Origin of the sequence: Pseudobutyrivibrio ruminis HUN009 (genome assembly GCF_000703005.1) — a bacterium.
GTDB classification, from domain to species: Bacteria; Bacillota; Clostridia; order Lachnospirales; family Lachnospiraceae; genus Pseudobutyrivibrio; species Pseudobutyrivibrio ruminis_A.
Genome location: NZ_JNLH01000001.1, coordinates 70,179 through 89,775 on the forward strand (window position 1 = coordinate 70,179; position 19,597 = coordinate 89,775).

Annotated in this window: 14 protein-coding genes; 4 read left to right on the forward strand and 10 right to left on the reverse strand. The window is 39.1% G+C overall.

Going from position 1 to position 19,597, the window contains the following annotated elements:
* Window positions 1-55: 55 nt before the first annotated feature.
* From proC to BO15_RS0100380, 7 genes are all read right to left on the reverse strand, one after another.
* Entirely contained in the window at window positions 56-850 is a 795-nt protein-coding gene (gene proC / locus BO15_RS0100350; RefSeq protein ID WP_033151543.1) for a pyrroline-5-carboxylate reductase, read from the reverse strand.
* Between the two features lie 11 nt (window positions 851-861).
* The gene (locus BO15_RS0100355; protein ID WP_033151544.1) at window positions 862-2,151 is read right to left on the reverse strand and encodes an aminotransferase; all 1,290 of its coding nucleotides are present in this window, start codon (window positions 2,149-2,151) and stop codon (window positions 862-864) included.
* A 22-nt stretch (window positions 2,152-2,173) separates the two neighbouring features.
* On the reverse strand, window positions 2,174-3,496 hold the full coding sequence (locus BO15_RS0100360; RefSeq protein ID WP_033151545.1) for a replication-associated recombination protein A: 1,323 nt from the start codon (window positions 3,494-3,496) through the stop codon (window positions 2,174-2,176).
* A gap of 221 nt (window positions 3,497-3,717) precedes the next feature.
* Window positions 3,718-5,244, reverse strand: a complete 1,527-nt coding sequence (locus BO15_RS0100365; protein ID WP_033151546.1) for a glycoside hydrolase family 32 protein — start codon at window positions 5,242-5,244, stop codon at window positions 3,718-3,720.
* A 32-nt stretch (window positions 5,245-5,276) separates the two neighbouring features.
* On the reverse strand, window positions 5,277-6,935 hold the full coding sequence (locus BO15_RS0100370; RefSeq protein WP_033151547.1) for an ABC transporter substrate-binding protein: 1,659 nt from the start codon (window positions 6,933-6,935) through the stop codon (window positions 5,277-5,279).
* A 44-nt stretch (window positions 6,936-6,979) separates the two neighbouring features.
* Complete coding sequence (locus tag BO15_RS0100375) at window positions 6,980-7,891, reverse strand: carbohydrate ABC transporter permease (protein WP_033151548.1); 912 nt, start codon at window positions 7,889-7,891, stop codon at window positions 6,980-6,982.
* A gap of 13 nt (window positions 7,892-7,904) precedes the next feature.
* Window positions 7,905-8,816, reverse strand: a complete 912-nt coding sequence (locus BO15_RS0100380; protein ID WP_033151549.1) for an ABC transporter permease — start codon at window positions 8,814-8,816, stop codon at window positions 7,905-7,907.
* Window positions 8,817-9,079: 263 nt separating this feature from the next.
* Here BO15_RS0100380 and BO15_RS0100385 point away from each other — a divergent pair, with 263 nt between their 5' ends.
* The 3 genes from BO15_RS0100385 to BO15_RS0100395 are packed head-to-tail and all read left to right on the forward strand — an operon-like array spanning window position 9,080 to window position 11,390.
* A complete protein-coding gene (locus BO15_RS0100385) occupies window positions 9,080-10,135 on the forward strand; it encodes a LacI family DNA-binding transcriptional regulator (protein ID WP_033151550.1) in 1,056 nt (351 codons plus the stop codon).
* Window positions 10,136-10,150: 15 nt separating this feature from the next.
* Window positions 10,151-10,789: a YesL family protein gene (locus BO15_RS0100390; RefSeq protein WP_033151551.1), complete on the forward strand. Its 639-nt coding sequence runs from the start codon at window positions 10,151-10,153 to the stop codon at window positions 10,787-10,789.
* Window positions 10,773-11,390, forward strand: coding sequence for a hypothetical protein (locus BO15_RS0100395; RefSeq protein WP_033151552.1), 618 nt, complete (start codon window positions 10,773-10,775; stop codon window positions 11,388-11,390). Before BO15_RS0100390 ends, BO15_RS0100395 begins: the two co-directional genes overlap by 17 nt.
* On the opposite strand, the gene BO15_RS0100400 is transcribed toward BO15_RS0100395, so the two are convergent.
* Both BO15_RS0100400 and BO15_RS0100405 read right to left on the reverse strand, forming a co-directional pair.
* Window positions 11,387-15,895, reverse strand: a complete 4,509-nt coding sequence (locus tag BO15_RS0100400; protein ID WP_033151553.1) for a hypothetical protein — start codon at window positions 15,893-15,895, stop codon at window positions 11,387-11,389. The two genes, BO15_RS0100395 and BO15_RS0100400, sit on opposite strands and share 4 nt — an antisense overlap.
* Before the next feature lie 10 nt (window positions 15,896-15,905).
* Complete coding sequence (locus BO15_RS0100405; RefSeq protein ID WP_033151554.1) at window positions 15,906-17,402, reverse strand: glycoside hydrolase family 32 protein; 1,497 nt, start codon at window positions 17,400-17,402, stop codon at window positions 15,906-15,908.
* Between the two features lie 229 nt (window positions 17,403-17,631).
* Between BO15_RS0100405 and BO15_RS0100410 the strand changes: the two genes are divergently transcribed.
* Window positions 17,632-18,687 carry a LacI family DNA-binding transcriptional regulator gene (locus BO15_RS0100410; protein WP_033151555.1) on the forward strand — a complete coding sequence of 352 codons (1,056 nt, stop codon included), beginning with the start codon at window positions 17,632-17,634 and terminating at the stop codon, window positions 18,685-18,687.
* Between the two features lie 10 nt (window positions 18,688-18,697).
* Here BO15_RS0100410 and BO15_RS0100415 read toward each other — a convergent pair whose 3' ends face one another.
* Window positions 18,698-19,594, reverse strand: coding sequence for an alpha/beta hydrolase (locus BO15_RS0100415; protein ID WP_033151556.1), 897 nt, complete (start codon window positions 19,592-19,594; stop codon window positions 18,698-18,700).
* Window positions 19,595-19,597 lie beyond the last annotated feature (3 nt).

The window sequence follows — 19,597 nt, forward strand, 5'->3', positions numbered from 1 at the left end:
AAAAAATATTGTGGCCCTTACTTTTTGTGCCTTTAATGTAAGATTTTTTACTTAATTATAAATCCCTTGATTTTTCGATACAGATACGCTCAGCTTCGATAACTGCACTTCTGAATCCTGCTGCTTCAAGAGCTGCAACAGCCTCGATTGTAGTGCCACCTGGAGAGCAAACTGCATCCTTGAGAACTCCTGGATGCTCGCCAGTTTCAAGAACCATTTTGGCTGAACCAAGAACTGCCTGCGCTGCAAACTTGTATGCTTGTGTACGAGGCATTCCTTCTGCAACTGCTCCATCAGCAAGTGCTTCGATAAACATATAAACATAGGCTGGTGAAGAACCGCTGATTCCAACAACTGCATCCTGAAGACGCTCTGGAATAATTTCTGCCTGTCCAAATGCTTCAAAAAGCTTTAATACAGTGGCTGCTTCATCCTCTGAAACAAGCTCATTAGGGCTAAGAGCGCTCATGCCTTCCCCAACAAGAGCTGGAGTATTTGGCATTACACGGATGAGCTTCAGCTCCTTGCCAAACATACCTGTAAGTCGCTCCAATGACTGTCCTGCTGCAATACTAACAACAAGCTTATCACTGAAATCCATATCCTTGATGCCATCTACAACCTTTGCCAAAAACTGAGGCTTTACAGCAAGAAAGATGATATCTGCAAAGTCTACTGCATCTCTGTTATTAGTGCTTGTGTGTACGCCGAACTCCTCACTTATTCTATCAAGTGCAGCCTGGAAAATATCTGTAGCCATAACATCTGTAGCTTCTACCATGCCTGAGGAAATGATGCCTCCCATCATGGCACTGCCCATGTTACCTGTTCCAATAAAACCTATCTTCATAAAGAAACCTCCTATTCAGCCTTAGCCAAAATAAGCTTTTCAAGATATGCTATACGAGCACATACTGTAAAGATTTTTGCTGCTTTCTCTAATTCCTCGATTGGTGGAAGAGATGGAGCAAATCTGATGATTGAATCGCCTGGGTCCATGTGGTATGGGAATGGTGCACCAGCTGGAGTAAGCTTAACGCCTGCCTCTGCTGCTAAATCTACGATACGAGTAGCTGTTCCCTTTGGAGCCTCAAATGTAATGAAGTATCCACCCTTTGGTGAAATCCATGAACCACAACCTGGGCCTGTTAAATCCTCTTCCATTGTCTTGATTACAAGCTCAAACTTAGGACGAAGGATTTTTGCATGTCTTTCCATGTGCTTAGATACTGATTCAACATCCTGAAAATATCTAGCATGACGAAGCATGTTGATTTTGTCGAAACCAATTGTCTGAACTGTAAGTGTCTTCTTGAGCTCCTCACGGTTGTTGTGGTTGCATGCGATTGCTGCAATTCCACCGCCTGCAAAAGTGATTTTTGAAGTAGAAGCAAACTCAAATACAAGATTTGGATTGTCTGCTTCTTCACACTCGTGAAGAATATTTAAAATCTTGCTCTTTTCTTTGTATAAGTGATGTACCGCATATGCGTTATCCCAGAATACTCTGAAGTCCTTTGCTGCTGGCTTAAGATTTGCCATACGTCTAACAACTTCGTCTGAGTATACAATACCCTGAGGATTTGAGTACTTCGGAACACACCAGATACCCTTGATTGTGTCATCTGCTGCAACAAGTCCCTCAATAACATCCATATCAGGACCATCCTCATTCATAGGGATGTTTATCATATCAAAACCAAAATGCTGTGTAATAGCAAAATGTCTGTCATAACCAGGAACTGGGCAAAGCCATTTAACTCTCTCAAGCTTGCACCATGGTGTGCAGCCGTCAAAGCCAAACATGTATCCACGAGCAACTGTATCAAACATGATGTTTAATGATGAGTTGCCGCATACGATTACCTGCTCTGGCTGGCAATCCATGATTTCTGCCATAAGATGCTGAGCTTCTACGATGCCTTCAAGCTGTCCGTAATTTCTAGTCTCAACACCATTCATGCATTTCATAAGAGACTTTCCATCAAGGATATCGAAAAGTGGCATAGAAAGATTAAGCTGCTCTACGGATGGCTTACCACGGCTCATATCAAGCTTTAAGCCCTTTGCCTGCCAAGCAACATACTCTTTTCTAAGTATCTCCTTCTCTGCTTCAAGTTCTTCGGGTGACATTTCACTGTACTTTTTCATTGTTGGTCCTCTTTCATTTACTTTATTTATTATTTCGTACTTTATCTAAGTACTCATTAATAACTTGTTCATAACCGAGATTTCCTGGTTTGTAAAAATCTCCCCTTTCAAGTCCCTCTGGAAGATATCTCTGGTGTGAGAAATGGTTTGGATAATCGTGAGCATATTCATAACCTATGCCATGTCCTAGCTTTCCAGCAGACTTATAGTGTGCATCCTGCAGATGTGTTGGAATTGGTCGCGTGTGGTTGTTTCTCACTTCCTGCATGGCTAAATCAATAGCTCCGTAGGCTGAATTTGATTTAGGTGCACATGCTACGTATGTAGCAGCGTGAGAAAGAATAATCTGACACTCTGGCATACCGATTCGTTCTGTTGCAAGGAATGCGCTGGTAGCAACTACCAGTGCCTGAGGATCAGCATTTCCTACATCCTCTGATGCACAAATACATATACGTCTTGCAATGAATTTGGGATCCTCTCCTGCGTAAAGCATTCGAGCCAAATAATAGACAGCCGCATCTGGATCTGAGCCTCTCATACTCTTTATAAAAGCAGAGATGGTGTCGTAATGATTATCGCCATCTTTGTCGTATTTGATAACTCTACGCTGAATGCATTCACTGGCAACATCTATGGTGATGTGGATTTTTCCATCGTCGGATCTGTCTGTGGTGAGAACGCCTAGCTCAATAGCTGTAAGAGCGCTTCTGGCATCGCCATTGGCAATGTCTGCCAAAAACTCTAAAGCATCATCATCAATAACAGCATCGTAGCTTCCAAGTCCCTTTTCTGAATCTGTCAAAGCTCTGTTGATGAGGATTTTGATATCCTCTATATCAAGAGGCTTTAATTCGAAAATAATAGAACGGGAAAGCAAAGCTCCGTTAACCTCGAAATATGGATTCTCAGTGGTGGCTCCTATAAGAATGATGGTGCCATCCTCAACAAATGGAAGCAGATAATCCTGCTGGCCCTTATTGAATCTGTGAATCTCATCGATAAATAGAATTGTTTTTTTGCCGTATGCACCAAGCGTCTGTTTGGCTCCCTCAACAACTGCCTCCATGTCCTTTTTACCGGAGGTGGTGGCATTGATGGAAGTAAACTCTGCAGATGTGGTGTGGGCGATTACCTGTGCAAGTGTGGTCTTACCTGTACCAGGTGGTCCATAAAATATAATAGAAGAAAGCTTATCCGCCTTTATAGCTCTGTAAAGGAGCTTGTCCTTGCCAATGATGTGCTGCTGCCCAACCACTTCATCAAGTGTGGTAGGACGAAGCCTAGCGGCAAGAGGCGATTCCTTTTTCTTTGCTTCCTGTCTCATGTAATCAAATAGATCCATGTAAAACCTTCCTTATCTTGATACTATTCTACGCATTCATAATAGCACATTTGTTCTGTATAGGATAGAGTTTTCACATTCAAATCTACACAAAAAAAGTATCAAGAGGTCACTTTACTAAACTAAAGTAATCGCTCTTGATACTATACTATAATTTTTTCAGTATTACAATAAAAAATTTCCGTAGGGCGGACATTTGTCCGTCGGTGGCAATAATCACTTTAGTTTAGATCGTATTTTGTAATGTTGATAACTGCATCCTCATTTGTGTTGAAATAGATGCCATCGCAAGATACATCAGTTGGAAGCGATGCTGTCATAACGTACATTCCATCCTCGAAGAATACTTCCATGCTGTATCTATCCATTACAATTCTAAGCTTGATTGTCTCGCTCTTCCATGGAATATGAGCTCTACGCTGATGCACTATTGCACGTCTTGAACCAGAAAACTTTCTGTCAATCTTTGCAATGTTTTCCTTTGGACGAAGAACGATATCCGTATGATACTTGTCATCTGCTGCAATTGAGATAACAAATCTGTCATACATAGCCTGAATATCCTTAGGCTTAACTTCTAATTCTAAATCTAAACATCTGCCATTAATGCCTTCTAATGAAACACCACCTGCAACGCTTTCGCTATCACTGTCCTTGATGTTCTTTGTAGCAATAATATCGTAATTACGATACTCTACTTTATTAGAACGCATATCTTCCACTTCTTTAATTGGCCACTGGCATAATCTACCATCTCTGATAGAAAGCTCTCTTGGAAGTGACATCTGGCCGAACCATGGTTCTGAACCATCGTGAGCTCCTGTTGTATCCCAGTTCTGCATCCAGCCAATCATGACTCTTCTGCCATCTTCTGTGAGAATTGTCTGCATAGCGTAGAAATCAATTCCGTAATCAACTGCCTGGACATTTTCTTCTGTAAATGTATCTGTTGCAGAATCGAAATCACCAATTATGCAAAGGTTACCATTGCCGTTGTGGAATTCAAATCCTTCAGGAAGCATATCCTGTGGACTTGTTAAAAGAACACCTTTGCCTTCTAATTCAAAGAAGTCTGGACATTCCCACATAAGACCATATCTGCGCTCATTCTTTGCAAATATTTTCTCGAACTCCCAGTGAATGCAATCTGCACTCTTAAATAGAAGTAAATGTCCACTTCCATCTGGTGCTCTGTTGGCAACTAAACATCTGTAGCTGCCATCTTCTTTTTTCCAAATCTTTGGATCTCTAAAATCTGTTTTGCTTGACCCTTCAGGGATAAGGTCTGAATTAATAACAGGATTGTTTTCGTATTTCTCGTAATCTAATCCATCACCGACTGCTATACACTGTGTCTGGAACTCTTTCATCTGACCATTTTCAGCTGTTCTTTTCATAACGCCAGTATAGATAAGAAGATGTCTGCCATCCTCTAGAGTAATGGCACTTCCTGAGAAGACCCCATCCTTGTCATAGAACTCATCTGGAGCCAAAGCAACTGGAAGAAACTCCCAATGAAGCAAATCAGTACTTGTGGCATGGCCCCAATGCATTGGACCCCAGTGTGCATCATATGGATGATATTGGTAGAATAAATGATACTTCCCTCCATAATAACTTAATCCATTAGGGTCATTCATCCAACCAACCCTAGGCGATAAATGAAACTTCGGTCTATTCTCCTCAGGTATTAATTTCTCATAGACCTCCTCGTATTTTCTCGCCTCTCTAAGTGTTTGACTGCTCATTGGTATTTCTAATTCCTTCCGTGTTTTATTTCTTAATTAGCATAGAAATCATCAAAGTATTTCTGATATATTTCCAAATATTGATCTAAGCCATAGCTATCAACCTGATCAAGGTATGACTGCCATGTAGCATCTGTAATACCATCTCTGATAAACTCAGCCTTGCTTGAATTTAAGTAAGATACTAAATCTGTCTGGATAGCTGAAAGCTTTTCTGTATCATCAGCAGACATAAATACCTTTGGATATACATACTTGCAGTGCATATCATCTGTGTAGTAGTCCTTAATCCAATCAAGACGATACTGGGCATCATCTGGGCAAGTTACGTATACATCATAGTACTCATCTAATACTGCAAGTGGTCCACCTACGCACTCAGCCTCACGAACCTCAACAGGTGAAGCATCACCTAAAGCTGCATGCTTAAGCATTGGCTCGCCGTTTGCATTCTCGCTAAGCTCGAAGATATCGAAATCATCATCCTCGCCGTATGTACCCCAGTTGTTCTGTGGAGACTGGAATGGATCATACATCTGATCTAACCAAGCACATACTAATGCAGGGTTTGAACAAACACTTGTTACTACGCAACGTCCTCTATCAAAACCAGAAGTGAATGAACCGTTCTGTGGAGTAACGCTTACTGTATCTGCCTTAAGAGCTGCAAGTGGTACATAGTCCTGAATGTTGTCGATGTTTGCAACATCCCATGAGAAGCATACACCGTATCTGTGTGATTTACCCTTTGCAACGTATGTCGACCAATCCTGTGTGAAGCACTCTGGATCGATTAAGCCTTCGCTGTAAAGCTTATGTAACCATTCTACACCATCTCTGAAGCCATCTGTAGTTGCAGTACATACAACTTTTCCGTCATCATTTACTGCAATATGCTGACCCATATCTACATCACCGATACCATCACCAAAACCATTAATCAAAAGGTTTGGATCCTGATCATTTACGATGCATGACATAGGAATGATATCGCCATCAATATTGAACTCTTTCTGAAGCTCACTTGAATGCTCCTGGAAAGCTAAAAGTACCTGCTCAAATTCATCTACTGTTGTAGGTGTTTCAAGTCCAAGGAAATCTAACCACTTCTGGTTGATGAATGTCATGTTGTTACCAACTGTCTGAATAGCAGTCTTTTCTGAACCAAGCTGCTCAATCCATGGTAATGCCCAGATGTGACCATCTTCATCTTCGCACATTGTACGGTATTCTGGATACTTCTCGAAAACAGTGCTTAAGTTTGGCATATACTCATCAATGTAATCCTCTACTGGAATGATAACGCCCTGATCAGCATATCTTAAAAGATCACTATCACTGAAGCCTGCATTGAATACGAAATCTGTAAGTGTGTTTACATTTGCCATATTCAATGAAATCTTATCGCCCCACTGATCTGATGAAATGGCTGTCCATTCAACATGTACGTTTGTGTCATCCTCAAGTCTCTTGAAGATTGTACGATTGTTTGGCTCCTCCTCTGTTCCCGTTGGGTAGCTAATCATACCTGTGATTGTTACCTTCTCATCCAAAGGAAATGATAGATTTGATACATCTACCTTGTCTGCGTTGCTTGCGCTGTTACCCTTTGATCCACAGCCTGTGAATGCTGTCACTGCCATAGTCATAGCAAGAGCGGCTGCTGCGAATCTCTTTACATTTTTCTTCATTTTATCTCCTCCATTTAATATATATAATAGCTACACGCTACTATTTATCCCTTAACTGAGCCAACCATAATTCCAGCATCGAAATACTTCTGGAAGAATGGATACATAACTAAAAGTGGCAAACTTGAAATGATGATTGTTGAGTATTTTAATAACTCTGCAAGTCTTGCTCTTTCTGCTGTTGACTGCATATCTGCAATCATTCCTGCATCTGGCTGATTCTGAATCAGAATAGCTCTAAGCACCAACTGTAATGGCTGCTTTGAAGCTGTGTTTAAATAAATCATTGCATCGAAGTAGCTGTTCCACATTCCAACGAACTGCCATAAGCAAAGCACCGCAATAACTGGTGTACATACTGGAAGTAAAATCTTGAAGAATAATGTGAGCTCATTTGCTCCATCAACTTCTGCTGCTTCTCTAAGCTCTCCTGGAATTCCTTTATAATATGTACGTGCAATAATCATGTTCCATACTGAGAAAGCTCCTGGAAGAATTACTGCCCACATGCTATCAAGAAGACCAAGGTTGCTGATTAACAAATATGTAGGAATCAATCCACCGCCGAAGAACATTGTTATCATAAAAATAACGTTGAAAAACTTTTTCCCTTTGAAGTCATCTAATGACATTGGGTAGGCACAAAGCATTGTTATAGCGACTGATAGGAAGGTAAACAACAACGAATAAATTACTGCATTTCTAAAGCCTACCCAAATCTGTGAATTGGAAATAACTCTTTCATATGCTGTTAATGTCCATTTATCTAAGTCAAATGTGATTCCTTGGTTTTGCAATGTAATTGGATCCATAAAAGAAGCAATCACTATATATACCATTGGCACGATTATGGCCAATACAAATAACCCTAAAAGTACATATCCAACTAATAAGAATGTTTTATCACCAGCTGAATACTTGGCAAATGTACTTTTCTTCTTTTTCTTATTCTCCATCGTATCCTCCCAATTACAGGCCCTGGCCGTCGTTCATTTTCTCAACAACTTTGTTTACTGATAAAAGTAGGATTAAGTTGATGACTGTGTTGAACAAACCAACCGCTGTTGAATAACTGTAGTTTCCATCCAACAAACCTTTTTTGTATACGTAAGTAGCAATGATTTCTGAAGCACCTAAGTTCAAGTCTGTCTGTAAAGCATATGCCTTTTCAAAACCAATGCTCATTATGTTACCAGCCTGTAAAATGAACTGGATGATTACCATATCTTTAATAGCAGGCCACTCAACTGCCTTTATCTGCTGGAAGATGTTTGCTCCGTCAATCTGAGCTGCTTCCTTTAATTCCTGGCTGGCATTTGCAAGTGATGCTGTGTACATGATTGATGCCCAACCAGCACCCTGCCAAATACCACTTATAATGTAAATAGGTCTGAACGCTTCTGGAAGTGTAAGGAAGTTGATTGTTGTATGGAACAACATATTAACTGGTCCTGTTACTGAAAGAAGAATTCTTACCATACCGCAAAGTACAATTACTGATATGAAGTTTGGCATGTATAAAACAAGCTGAATCTTTTGTTTGATCTTGCTGCTTTCTATTCTGTTAAGAAGAAGTGCAAGAATGATTGGAACTGGGAATCCCCATAACAATCCAAATACACTAAGCTTTAATGTATTAACCAGATATGACATGAAATCTGGGGATGATAGGAACTGCTGAAAATATTCAAACCCAACCCATTCACTTCCGAAGAAGCCTTTGAAAGGACTGTACTTTTCAAATGCAATCAAAATACCACCCATTGGCAAATACTTAAAAATGATTGTAAGTAAAAGCGCTGGTCCCAAGAAGAAAACATATAGTCTCCAATGATGTGTCACATACGTAATCGTATTGTGAAATTTGCCTTCCTTTTCCATTTATCCTCCTCATATACACCCAAAACATTTGTGTGCGTTTGCACAACTTGTGTATGAATTTACTATACCATTTTTTACATTTGTGTCAATGCGATTTTGTTTATTTGTAACATTATTACAATACTCTACTTTTCTTTTTGTAAAAATGAACCATCTCAATTTTTACATTTGACAAATATATTTTTACATTTTATAATTTTATCAACGGATTTAGACAATAAATCCTACAGCGGATTTTTACATTAAATAAATAGGAGAATATAATGGCAAACAAAGTTACGATTCAAGATATTGCCGATGCTCTTGGTGTTTCAAGAAACACCGTATCAAAGGCAATCAATAACACTGGCATTCTCGCCGATGCCACACGCGAAAAGGTATTAGCAAAAGCTGTTGAAATGGGGTACAAACAGTTTTCATATGCAAATTCTGTTTCCGATATCTTCGGAGGAAGCATAGTAAAGAAACCAGAGCACACTGGTGAAATAGCTCTTTTTACAGGAAGCTTTTTGGATAACTCCCATTTCGCTTCTACTATGTTAGACAAATTCCAGCATGAAATTACAGATTTGGGATATAGCATGTTGATGCACCGTGTTACTCCTGCCAATATTGCTGATATGGTTCTACCAGTTAGCTTTAACAGAGAACGCACAAAGGGCATCATATGTGTAGAAATGTTCAATCAAAAATACTGTGAAATGCTTTGCAGCCTTGGCATCCCAATGCTATTTGTGGATGCACCAGTTGAAAGCTACAGCAATCAGCTTGAAGCAGATGTGCTTATGATGGATAATTCAGCGGGCTTCTTTAACTTGATTTCTAATATGAAAGAACGCGGTGTTAAAAAAATTGGTTTCGTTGGCCAGGCTAATCACTGCCGCTCTTTCTTTGAACGATATATGGCTTTTAGAAATGCAATGTATTTAAATGGACTTCCAATAGATGAAAAGTTCTGTCTTACAGATATTCATCCACATGGCCCAGAATATTTTGCCAATCTATTTAAAGTCATTTCAGCACTTGATGAGCTTCCAGAATTGTTTATCTGCACCAACGATTTCATTGCAATAGACATAATCAACTGCCTCAAGGTTATGGGTCTTTCATATCCAAAGGATGTTATGATTGCAGGCTTCGATGATTCAGCAGAATCAAAGGTTATGACACCAGCCTTAACCACCTGTCACATTCACTCACAGATTATGGGCTTTACTGCTGCCAATCTTTTGGTATCTCGTATAGAACAGCCTGATTTAAACTATCGCACTGTTTATACCGAGACAAACCTTATTTATAGGGAATCTACTAGAGATTAATTAGTAGGAGATTTTATGAGAAATTTATTAAACTACGATGGTCCGGTTCTGACCTTTCTTACCAAGATTGTGTACAGCGTTTGGCTAAACATACTTTGGTTTATTTGCTGTATACCAATTGTCACAATCGGAGCATCTACAACAGCTTTGTACTACTGCTGTCAAAAGATAGTAAAAGATGAAGAGGGCTATATTACCAAGGCTTTCTTTAAAGCTTTTAAGGATGATTTTAAGAAAAGCACTATTATCGGATTGATTATGACATTGCTAGGATGCATCATCCTCACAGATGGATACATTCTTTATCATCTTTGTTTTACTTCAAAGCTTTGGACGTTAATTAGCGCAGTGCTTATCATAGCCTCTATCGCATATACGATAGTTCTGCTATGGATTTATCCTTTACATGCGCACTTCGAAAATACGATAATCAACCTGTTTAAAAACTCCATTATGCTTGGTATGCGTTTTATTTTTTGCACCGTCATAATGTTTGGCGTATTTCTAATTATGGGATACATCGTATATTACGTTTGCACACCATGTATCATCCTGGGTGTTGGCACATGTGCACTTATTAATTCCATGCTAATGAAAAATATTTTGATTCAATGCGAGCTACAAAGCACTGAGAACTATGAAGAACAGAATTAAAACATTTTCACAATTAAACAAAAAACAAAAGCTGCAGTACATCATGGATTACTACAAAATCCACATAATAGTCACTGCAGCTATTATTTGTATTCTTTTTTCTATCATAAGAACTGTTCATAAGAATCATGACATAGATTTATATGTGGCCTATGTAAACATTGCCACTGATGATAGCATGCTAAAATCTATCGATGAAGAATCAGGTCTTAACATTTCCAACTATACAAATCTACTTATCACTGAAGATCCAGCAAGTGACAATTTAGAGTATGCCTATGCATCCTCTATGAAGCTTATGTCTGCCATTAGCGCGGGCAAGCTTGATATTATTGTTGCTGATAGCTACGGAATCGAAATGGCTAACAATGCCGGATATCTTACAAATCCAAAGGATTATTTAGAGTCAAAGAATCCTGCTCTCGCAAACAAATTAGAAAACTATTATCTAGAGGATGAAGGCCAAGTTCCTTATGCCATTGATTTATCTTACTCTAATTTATTTGTTCAAGCAGGTTTTTCTGAACATCTTTATGTTGGCATCGTTGCCTCTGAGGAGGTTTCCCCAGAGGTTTCCGATTACCTGTCATCAATCAACTAATCCACTGATTTAATATTAACCACTAATCTGCCACCATCCCAGGCATCGTTGCCTTCTGGATCTATGGCAAATAGTATTACATCGCCTTTCTTTACATCTATTGTTTTATCAAATGTAGCTTCTCTTTCTGAATCAAAGTTTCCAGCTGTTTGATTTTCAAAGTATATCTCCTGTCCGTTTACTCTGATTCTCATGCAGGTTCCTGTAGCATTTTCATCTTCACTATTTGCAAACTTCACATAGCTTCCTGAAATATTGATTGTTCCATCTTGTGCTACTACCCATTTGTAAGCTGCATTTCTGCCATTTCCTGGCTCTACAAAATCCGATTTAAGCTCTGGCTTACCATCGTTAAAGTATCTGTTTGCTCCTGAATCATAGCTTAACTCGCTGAAGTTAGCTCCATCCCAGTCGCACATTCCGTAGTACCATCCATCCGAACCCTGCTCTCCAAATGCAGATGCTAGGCTAGTATTATTTGTTCTGCCATCTGTTGCTGGATCATCTGAAGGTTCTGGGTCTGTATTTTCACCAGGATTTTCTGGCTCAGCAGGATCATCTGGAGTGTCCGGAGTCTCTGGTTCATCATCATTTCCTGTTCCATCAGAAATCGTAATTTCAAGACGTCCACCATCGTAGCTGTCATTGCCCTCAGGGTTTACCGCAAATACGATTTCATCTCCCTCATGAACAACATATTCTTCATTGATATCCCTAGTTACTTCACTTGAGAAATTGCCTTGAACACCAATAAACTTCTTTTCCTCTCCATTGATAAAGATTCTGATAACTACGCCATCTGCTGCAGGATCATTGCTACTAACAAACTTAGTATATTTTCCTGTTACCTTAATCTTTCCTGTTTCACCTGCAACCCATTTGTATGCAGCATTCTTACCATTTCCTGGTTCAACAAAATCTGCCTTAAGCTCTGGCTTACCATTGTTGTAATATCTGTTGTTCTCTGCGTCCATTTCAAGCAATTCAAAGTTCTTGCCATCCCAGTCACACATTCCATAATACCATCCATCTGAGCCCTGCTCGCCAAATGCATTCTTAAGATTTGTATTATTTGTTCTGCCAGTTGACTCTGAATTTGCTTCGTATATACTTACCGAAAGCTTTCCAGCATCATATGCATTATTTCCCTTTGCTGAGATTACAAATGATACTTTATCGCCTCTATGAATATCCTGCTTTGTGAACATGAAATCGATTTTGTTATCATTTCCATCACCTGCAAATACTGCAACATCCTGCTCAGTTAAAAGCTTATCATTTATGTAAATTTGAATCTTTGTACCATCTGGATAGCTTGGATTTGAATCATTCTGACCAAACTTTACGTAATCACCTAAAATATCAATTTTACCATCTGAATAAGCTACCCACTGATAAATAGCTGCTCCATTTTTACCTGGATGTACATAATCCTTCTTTATTTCAAGACCTTCATTTTTACCTGAAAGATAAGCAGTTTTATCATCATTCATGTAATGAAGAACCTTTGCATCTTTCAGAGATGTTCCGTCTAAGAACCACCATCCATCCGTACCTTGCTCAATAGAGTCAATAGCACCAAGAACAGTATTGTTTGTTCTCTCTTTATTACCAACACCAACCTTTGTTGCATTGGCGTCTTCAATATCAATTTCAAGGCGACCGCCATCCCATGCATTATTCTTATTGCAACCAATGTCAAAAGTGATGACTTCTCCAGCTTTTACACTTAACTTTGAAATATTGATATCAATCTTGTTGCTTCGGTCCTCTCCTCGTGGACAAGAACATGTTTCATCAAAAATATCTTTGCCATTCCTATAGATGGTGACGGTTGTTCCATCTGGCCAGGTTGCATTAGGGTCCTCGTGACCAAACTTCACATAGGCTCCAGTTATATCAATTTCACCATCCACAGCAACAACCCACTTGTACATTGCATGGGCATTGAGTCGAGGCTGAACGAAGTCCTTTTTAACCTCTAAACCTTTAAGCTTTCTAGAAGTGTAGCCAGTGCCATCATCTGTCTTCTGACGAAGAACCTCAGCCTTATCTATGCTCTTGCCTTCCCAGTAATACCAACCATTGTTGCCCTGCTCACCAAAATCTAAAGCAAGATTAGCATAGTTGCTACCACTGTTATTTACCATATCAACAGTTTTTAAATCTGCATCTTCAATTACAAATGTGAAATTACCACCGTCGTAGGCTGTATTTTCCTTGCCATCTACCATAAGTGTCAGGCAATCTCCTGCTTTTACATTTACCCCTTCAACTGACAAATCCTTTGTAACTTCTCTGTCTGTAAGAGGTTCGAAATCCTGCTTTTTAAGAATTTCATTGTTCTTCTTTAAATATACCGTTACACCATCTGGCCAATCAGGATTTGCATCCTCATTTTTTAGCTTTGTATAAGTCAATGAAATATCTACGGGACCAGTCTGAGCTGCAACCCATTTTACATTTGCCGATCTGCCTTTATTGGCTGGCATGATGTAATCTCTCTTTATTTCAATTCCGTCGTTAGTTGTGTACTTATCATTCTCTTTGTAAGTTTCAACATTTACTGCAAAATCAGGATCAAGATAATATCCTGACTGGAATACCCAGCCATTACTTCCCTGCTTTCCGAAGTCTTCCTGCATTGAAGCGTTATTTGTTCTAGAACCGCCTGTAGAAGTAACATCCTTATGAGTCTTACCTGTAAGAGGTGATAATCCCTTTATTGAAAACTCATAGCTTCCTCCATCATAGGCGTTGTTATCCTTACCGTTTACAACCATTGTGATGAAGTCATCTTTTTTAACAGACACTTTTTCTACGTTCAATGACTTTGTAATCTCTTTTTTAGTGTCAGCTTCAAACTCTTCCTGAACTAAAACTTCATCATTGTGATAGATTGTTACTCTAGTACCATCAGGCCAGCTTGGATTCTTATCTTCGTTTTTGAACTTTGTATAAGCTGCATCGATTTTGATATCACCAGTCTGGGCAACCTTCCACTTAATTACTGCAGATTTGCCCTTTCCTGTGTTTACAAAATCACGCTTGATTTCCAAATAGCTGCTATCAAAATATCTGTCTTCTTCAGTTTCGAAGTTTTGCATGTTATATGAACCAGTTGGCTCATCACCAAATCCATCCTGATAGAACCATCCGTTTTTGCCCTGCTCGCCGAAATCATATTTTACATCTGCAAAGTTCTGTCTTGTCTCCGATTCATCTATCTGAACATCTGCTTCTGTAGTTGCTCCTGTTCTATCAATGATGTTGATATCGAAGCATCCACCGTCATATGATGAGTTGATTCCTGCATCAACCACAAAATATAGCTTATCTTCTGTTGTTACCTCTAAGTCCTGCTCTCTGAAGGAAATAGCATTTTCTCCCTTTGCTGGAGCAGCTACCTTCTTGTTGAATAGTTTTTCACCCTTCTTGTAAACAGATACAACTACACCATCAGGCCATGTTGGATCACCATCGTTTTGCTCAAACTTGGTGTACTTTCCTCTAACCTCAATCTTGCCATCTACAGCTGGCTGCCAGCAAAGCATAGCCTCGTCATTTATAGCTGGATGGATGAAATACTGGCTAATTGTAAGATTTGGAGATGTAACATTCATGTATGCTCCATCTTTTTCTGTGGAAACAAGCTTGGCATCCTTTACACTTTTGCCGTAAAGATACGTCCAACCATTATTTCCCTGCTTCCCAAAATCCTCCTGAGAATTTGCATTATTATTCTCTCTTGTGGTATCTACTGAAGCAGTTGGCCCTTTAGAGTTTACATCGTTGATAGCAACATAAAGTGAACCACCATCAAATGCATTGTTCATATTTGGGTCAACGATAAAGTATAGGCTCTCCAATTCTTCCACAGATAAATCCTTGATTGTTTCCTCTACAACCTCTTCCTTATCTGTGCTTACATCTACTTCGTATCTGCCAATTGCTTCATCGCCCTTGTACACATAAAGCGTGACACCATCTGGATAAGAAGGATTTTTGTCCTTGTTAGCATTCTTTACGTAAGTCAGCTGTACATTTACCTTACCGGTATCTGCCGCTCTCCACTCAAGAATTGGTGCTATTCCTTCTGCAGTGTGGATGAAGTTTGATTTGATTTCCATACCTGTTTTTCCAAGCTGAAAATACTTTTCTCCATCATAAGACTCAAGTCTTCTAGACTTTACAGGGTCCAAAGCTGAACCGTATCTATAAAACCAGCCGTTGTTTCCCTGCTCACCAAAGTCTGCCACATTAAAGGCATTATTTGTTCTACCTGGATCATCCACAAACTCAGGCTCTACATATTCGTCTGAAAAGAATGAATCTGGCCAACCGCCTCCTAAAGCTATCACTTCATCCTTAATTTCCATAGGATGATTTGTCATAACCACCGCAGTGACCGCTATAGCTGCCGTGGCCCCAGATGCAATCAGCGCCGTTTTCACCTTGTGAGCCAAGATAGCCTGAAGCACCTTGCTAAAACCCTTTTTTAACATTATTCTCCTCCTACTTACTAATGCTCATATTTTCGAATACCACATTGGAATTTACTGAGAAAATTCCCCATTCCATTCCCTGTGATAAATACATGCGAGTTGTAAAGGCAAGCTCATCATTTACATACATGCAAACAACTCCATCAGAGATCACCATTGATATGTGCAGCTCTTTCTCCTTTGACAAATCAAAATCAACATAGGATTGAGCGCTTATTTCCATTATGTTGCTGCCGTTGTAAAACTCGATTCTATTATTTGCCCCGTTGAAAATGATATTCAGATTGCCTACATTTTCAGTGTTTGTATTAAAGCAAAAGCCAAACATACCATCAGCGTCAAAATCCTTGATATCTGCCTTTAACAGGTAGCTTCCCATCAGATTCTTAAAGCCAACCATTTCGTATTTGTCGCCGCTAAAGGCATAGGTTGTATCGTCTGCTTTCACTGTCTCTGTCATTTTCAGTGGTTCCAAATCAAGTTCGTGTATCAGCTTCTTATTAATCTCTGGGTTCAATACTGGTGATAATGTTCCATCAGCATTTTGATTTAAGAAATGAGTGACCATATTTCCACCCCAGTCATACTCTCCAGTATCCTGGTGTTCCTTCTTTGTTCCATTCCAGCCAACTACATAAAGATTCTCACCATCTGTCTCTAATCTTCCTGCGTAGAAACCATTGCAATCAAATGTATCTCTTTCAGGCTTTTCAAATGGTCCATCCAATGAATCTGCTACACGATAGTGAACAACTCTGTTTGGCCACTGATCAGAAAATGCTAAATAGTATTTTCCTTTATATTGAAGAAGAGATGGACACTCCATATTTGAATCGGTTCCCAAGTCATTCTCAAAAAAGACTCCCCCGTCAGTCCATTTACTCAAATCTTGGGATGTGTATTTTACGATAACTCCCTTATTATCAAAACGGGTGGTTACAAGCATCTCATAGCATTTGTCATCAGCCGAATAATAAACATATGGATCTCTGAAATCGTCTGTAGAGTACTTGCCCGCACCTGTAAATGTATCTGATGGAATCTTTTCCCAGTTTTCCAAATCCGAACTTGTTGCATGCATCACAGCTTCCTTGGGTTCATATGTGTCATTATGGCCTGTGTAAAAGGCATGATAGATTCCTTTGTCATCCTTGATTACGCTTCCTGTACCAAGTGCAATATCCTGACTTTCGACAGTATCTCCATAATTAATCACCACACCCTTGTCATCATACTCTGTAAAATTGCTGGTCTGAATCAAAGCCCATGGATGATAACCCTGTTTTCCATTTCGTTGATCAGCCAAATAGAAAACATTATATTTTCCATCATCATAAAAAGGCATTGTATCTCCAATAAATCCTTCTACCGAAGCTGGAAACAACTCATAATTATCATATTCTTCTCCCAGGTACTTCTCTTCCTCTGCCTCTACTGTTTGATTGCCACATCCTACCATGTTTAAACCCATGATACCGGCCAAAATCACTACCGCTGCTTTTCTCATATTACCTCCCTAAGGTGCATTTGCACTATATCTTGCACCATAAATTTTACATTCATGGTGCATATAAATCAATGATACTTTGCAAAAGTAATATATTTTTGTGCAAATGTAATCAAATGCACCATTCATTTTGTTGGAAATTACATACTAGACTATTTCAAAATGTTACAATTGACACATTTATCACCTTCAAGTATGATTGATATTAGATTAAATTTAGGAGACTATTATGAGTAAAAGGGTTACTTTACAAGAAATTGCAGACGCTCTTGGATTGTCACGAAACACTGTTTCAAGAGCCCTTAATAATACAGGAAATGTTTCAGAAGAAACAAGAAATCAGATATGCCAAACTGCCATTTCAATGGGATATAAGCAATTTAGTATGCCTGATTCAAGAGCAATGTACAATGGTACAGTGAGTGCAAATGTACCTGCTTCAGATGGAAAAACTGAAATTGCACTATTTACACATTCCTTCCCTGGCTACTCTCACTCTGGAACCAAGCTTTTAGAAGCATTCCAGCACAAAATCGATAGCCTTGGTTACAAATTAACCATCAACATTATCAGAGATTATGAAATAGACAATCTATGTTTTCCTAGCAATCTTAACATTGATAATATTGCCGGCATTCTATGTATAGAGCTTTTTTCCGAAAAGTACAGCGAGTTCTTGTGTAAACAAAACATACCTCTTCTATTCATAGATAGCCCTATATCCCATCGCTGCGATATCAATGCCGACGTCTTGTATATGGAAAATCTATCAAGCTCTTATCACATGCTTGATACTCTGATAAAAAAAGACTGCAAGAATATCTCTTTCGTAGGTGATCGTTTCCACTGCCAATCATTCTTTGAGAGATGGCAAGCATACGTGTCTGTTCTTGCAGATAGAGGAATTAATATAGATACAGCAAACTGCATATTAGAGGATGACAGTTGTCCATATTCAGATGTTTTATGGCTTAGCGAAAAAATAAAAGCCCTTAAAACCATGCCAGATTTGTTTTTCTGTGCAAACGACTTCTTGGCAATGTCGGTTTTAAAGGCTCTTAGATTATTAGGCAAGGATGCTCCTGCAGATGTAAAGGTGTGTGGCTTTGATGATGCCCCTGAGGCAGCCCTTTTAGAGCCAAGCCTCACAACCGTTAAAATCCATAGCAGTTCTATGGGTTACACAGCTGCAGAAATTCTTCTTTCTAGAATTGCAAATCCTCTTATGCCATATAAGAAAACATACATCGAAACTGATGTTATATACAGGGATTCCACTAAATAAGTGGAATCCTTTATTTTATATATTTTTTGAAGAAAGCAGCCTCATCCTGGTTGATTTGTTTTGCCTCTTCAAGATTCATATTTACATGGCACACATGTCCCATGTATTCCTGACCTTCCTCTCCATACAGCTTCCATTCTGTATCAATTCCCTTGTCCTTAAGAAAATTGTACATAGGCTCTGCATTAGCTTTCAGGAAATCATAGTAGGATGTCATAACATATGCTGGTGGAAAGTTTTCAGTAATCTGACCTAACACATCAAGCTGTTTCTTTACTTCATCATCGTCTCTGCCAACGTACATGTTGTACAGGTCCTGAGTAAATTTTTCATTTCCCTTTCCACCTGCTTCAAGGCCAAATTTGTACATGCCACAATTGAGTGCAATGGCCTTTACATTTATTTCCTGTGGTGTGCTAAAAGGAAATAGCTTTTCATACTCTGGATTTGTAAAGATAGCTGCATATTGGCTACACATCTGCGCTCCAGCAGAATCGCCCACTAAGAATACATTGTTAATATCAATATTGTACTGAGTGGCATTTTTCACAATCCACTGCATTACCTGATTGATTTCATTAAGCTGAGATGGAAACTTAGCTTTTGGTGCCAAATGGTAGTTGAAATTAACAACTGTGAACCCAAGGCCTGCAAGATATACACAATAGTGTTTGTAAATCTCCTTTGTGCCGTAGATATATCCACCACCATGGATGCTAACAATTGTAGGTTGAGTTTCATTTGTGCCCTTCTTGAAATAAACATCTAAAAGATTATATTTATCATTGTTTCCAAGGTAGTTGATGTTTGTTTCAAGTTGAATATCATCTGGTATTGTCAATGTAGAATCCCTCTTTTTGTCCCCCTTTGCTGCCATATACTTAAACATGAAAGTTTGAAATGACATAAT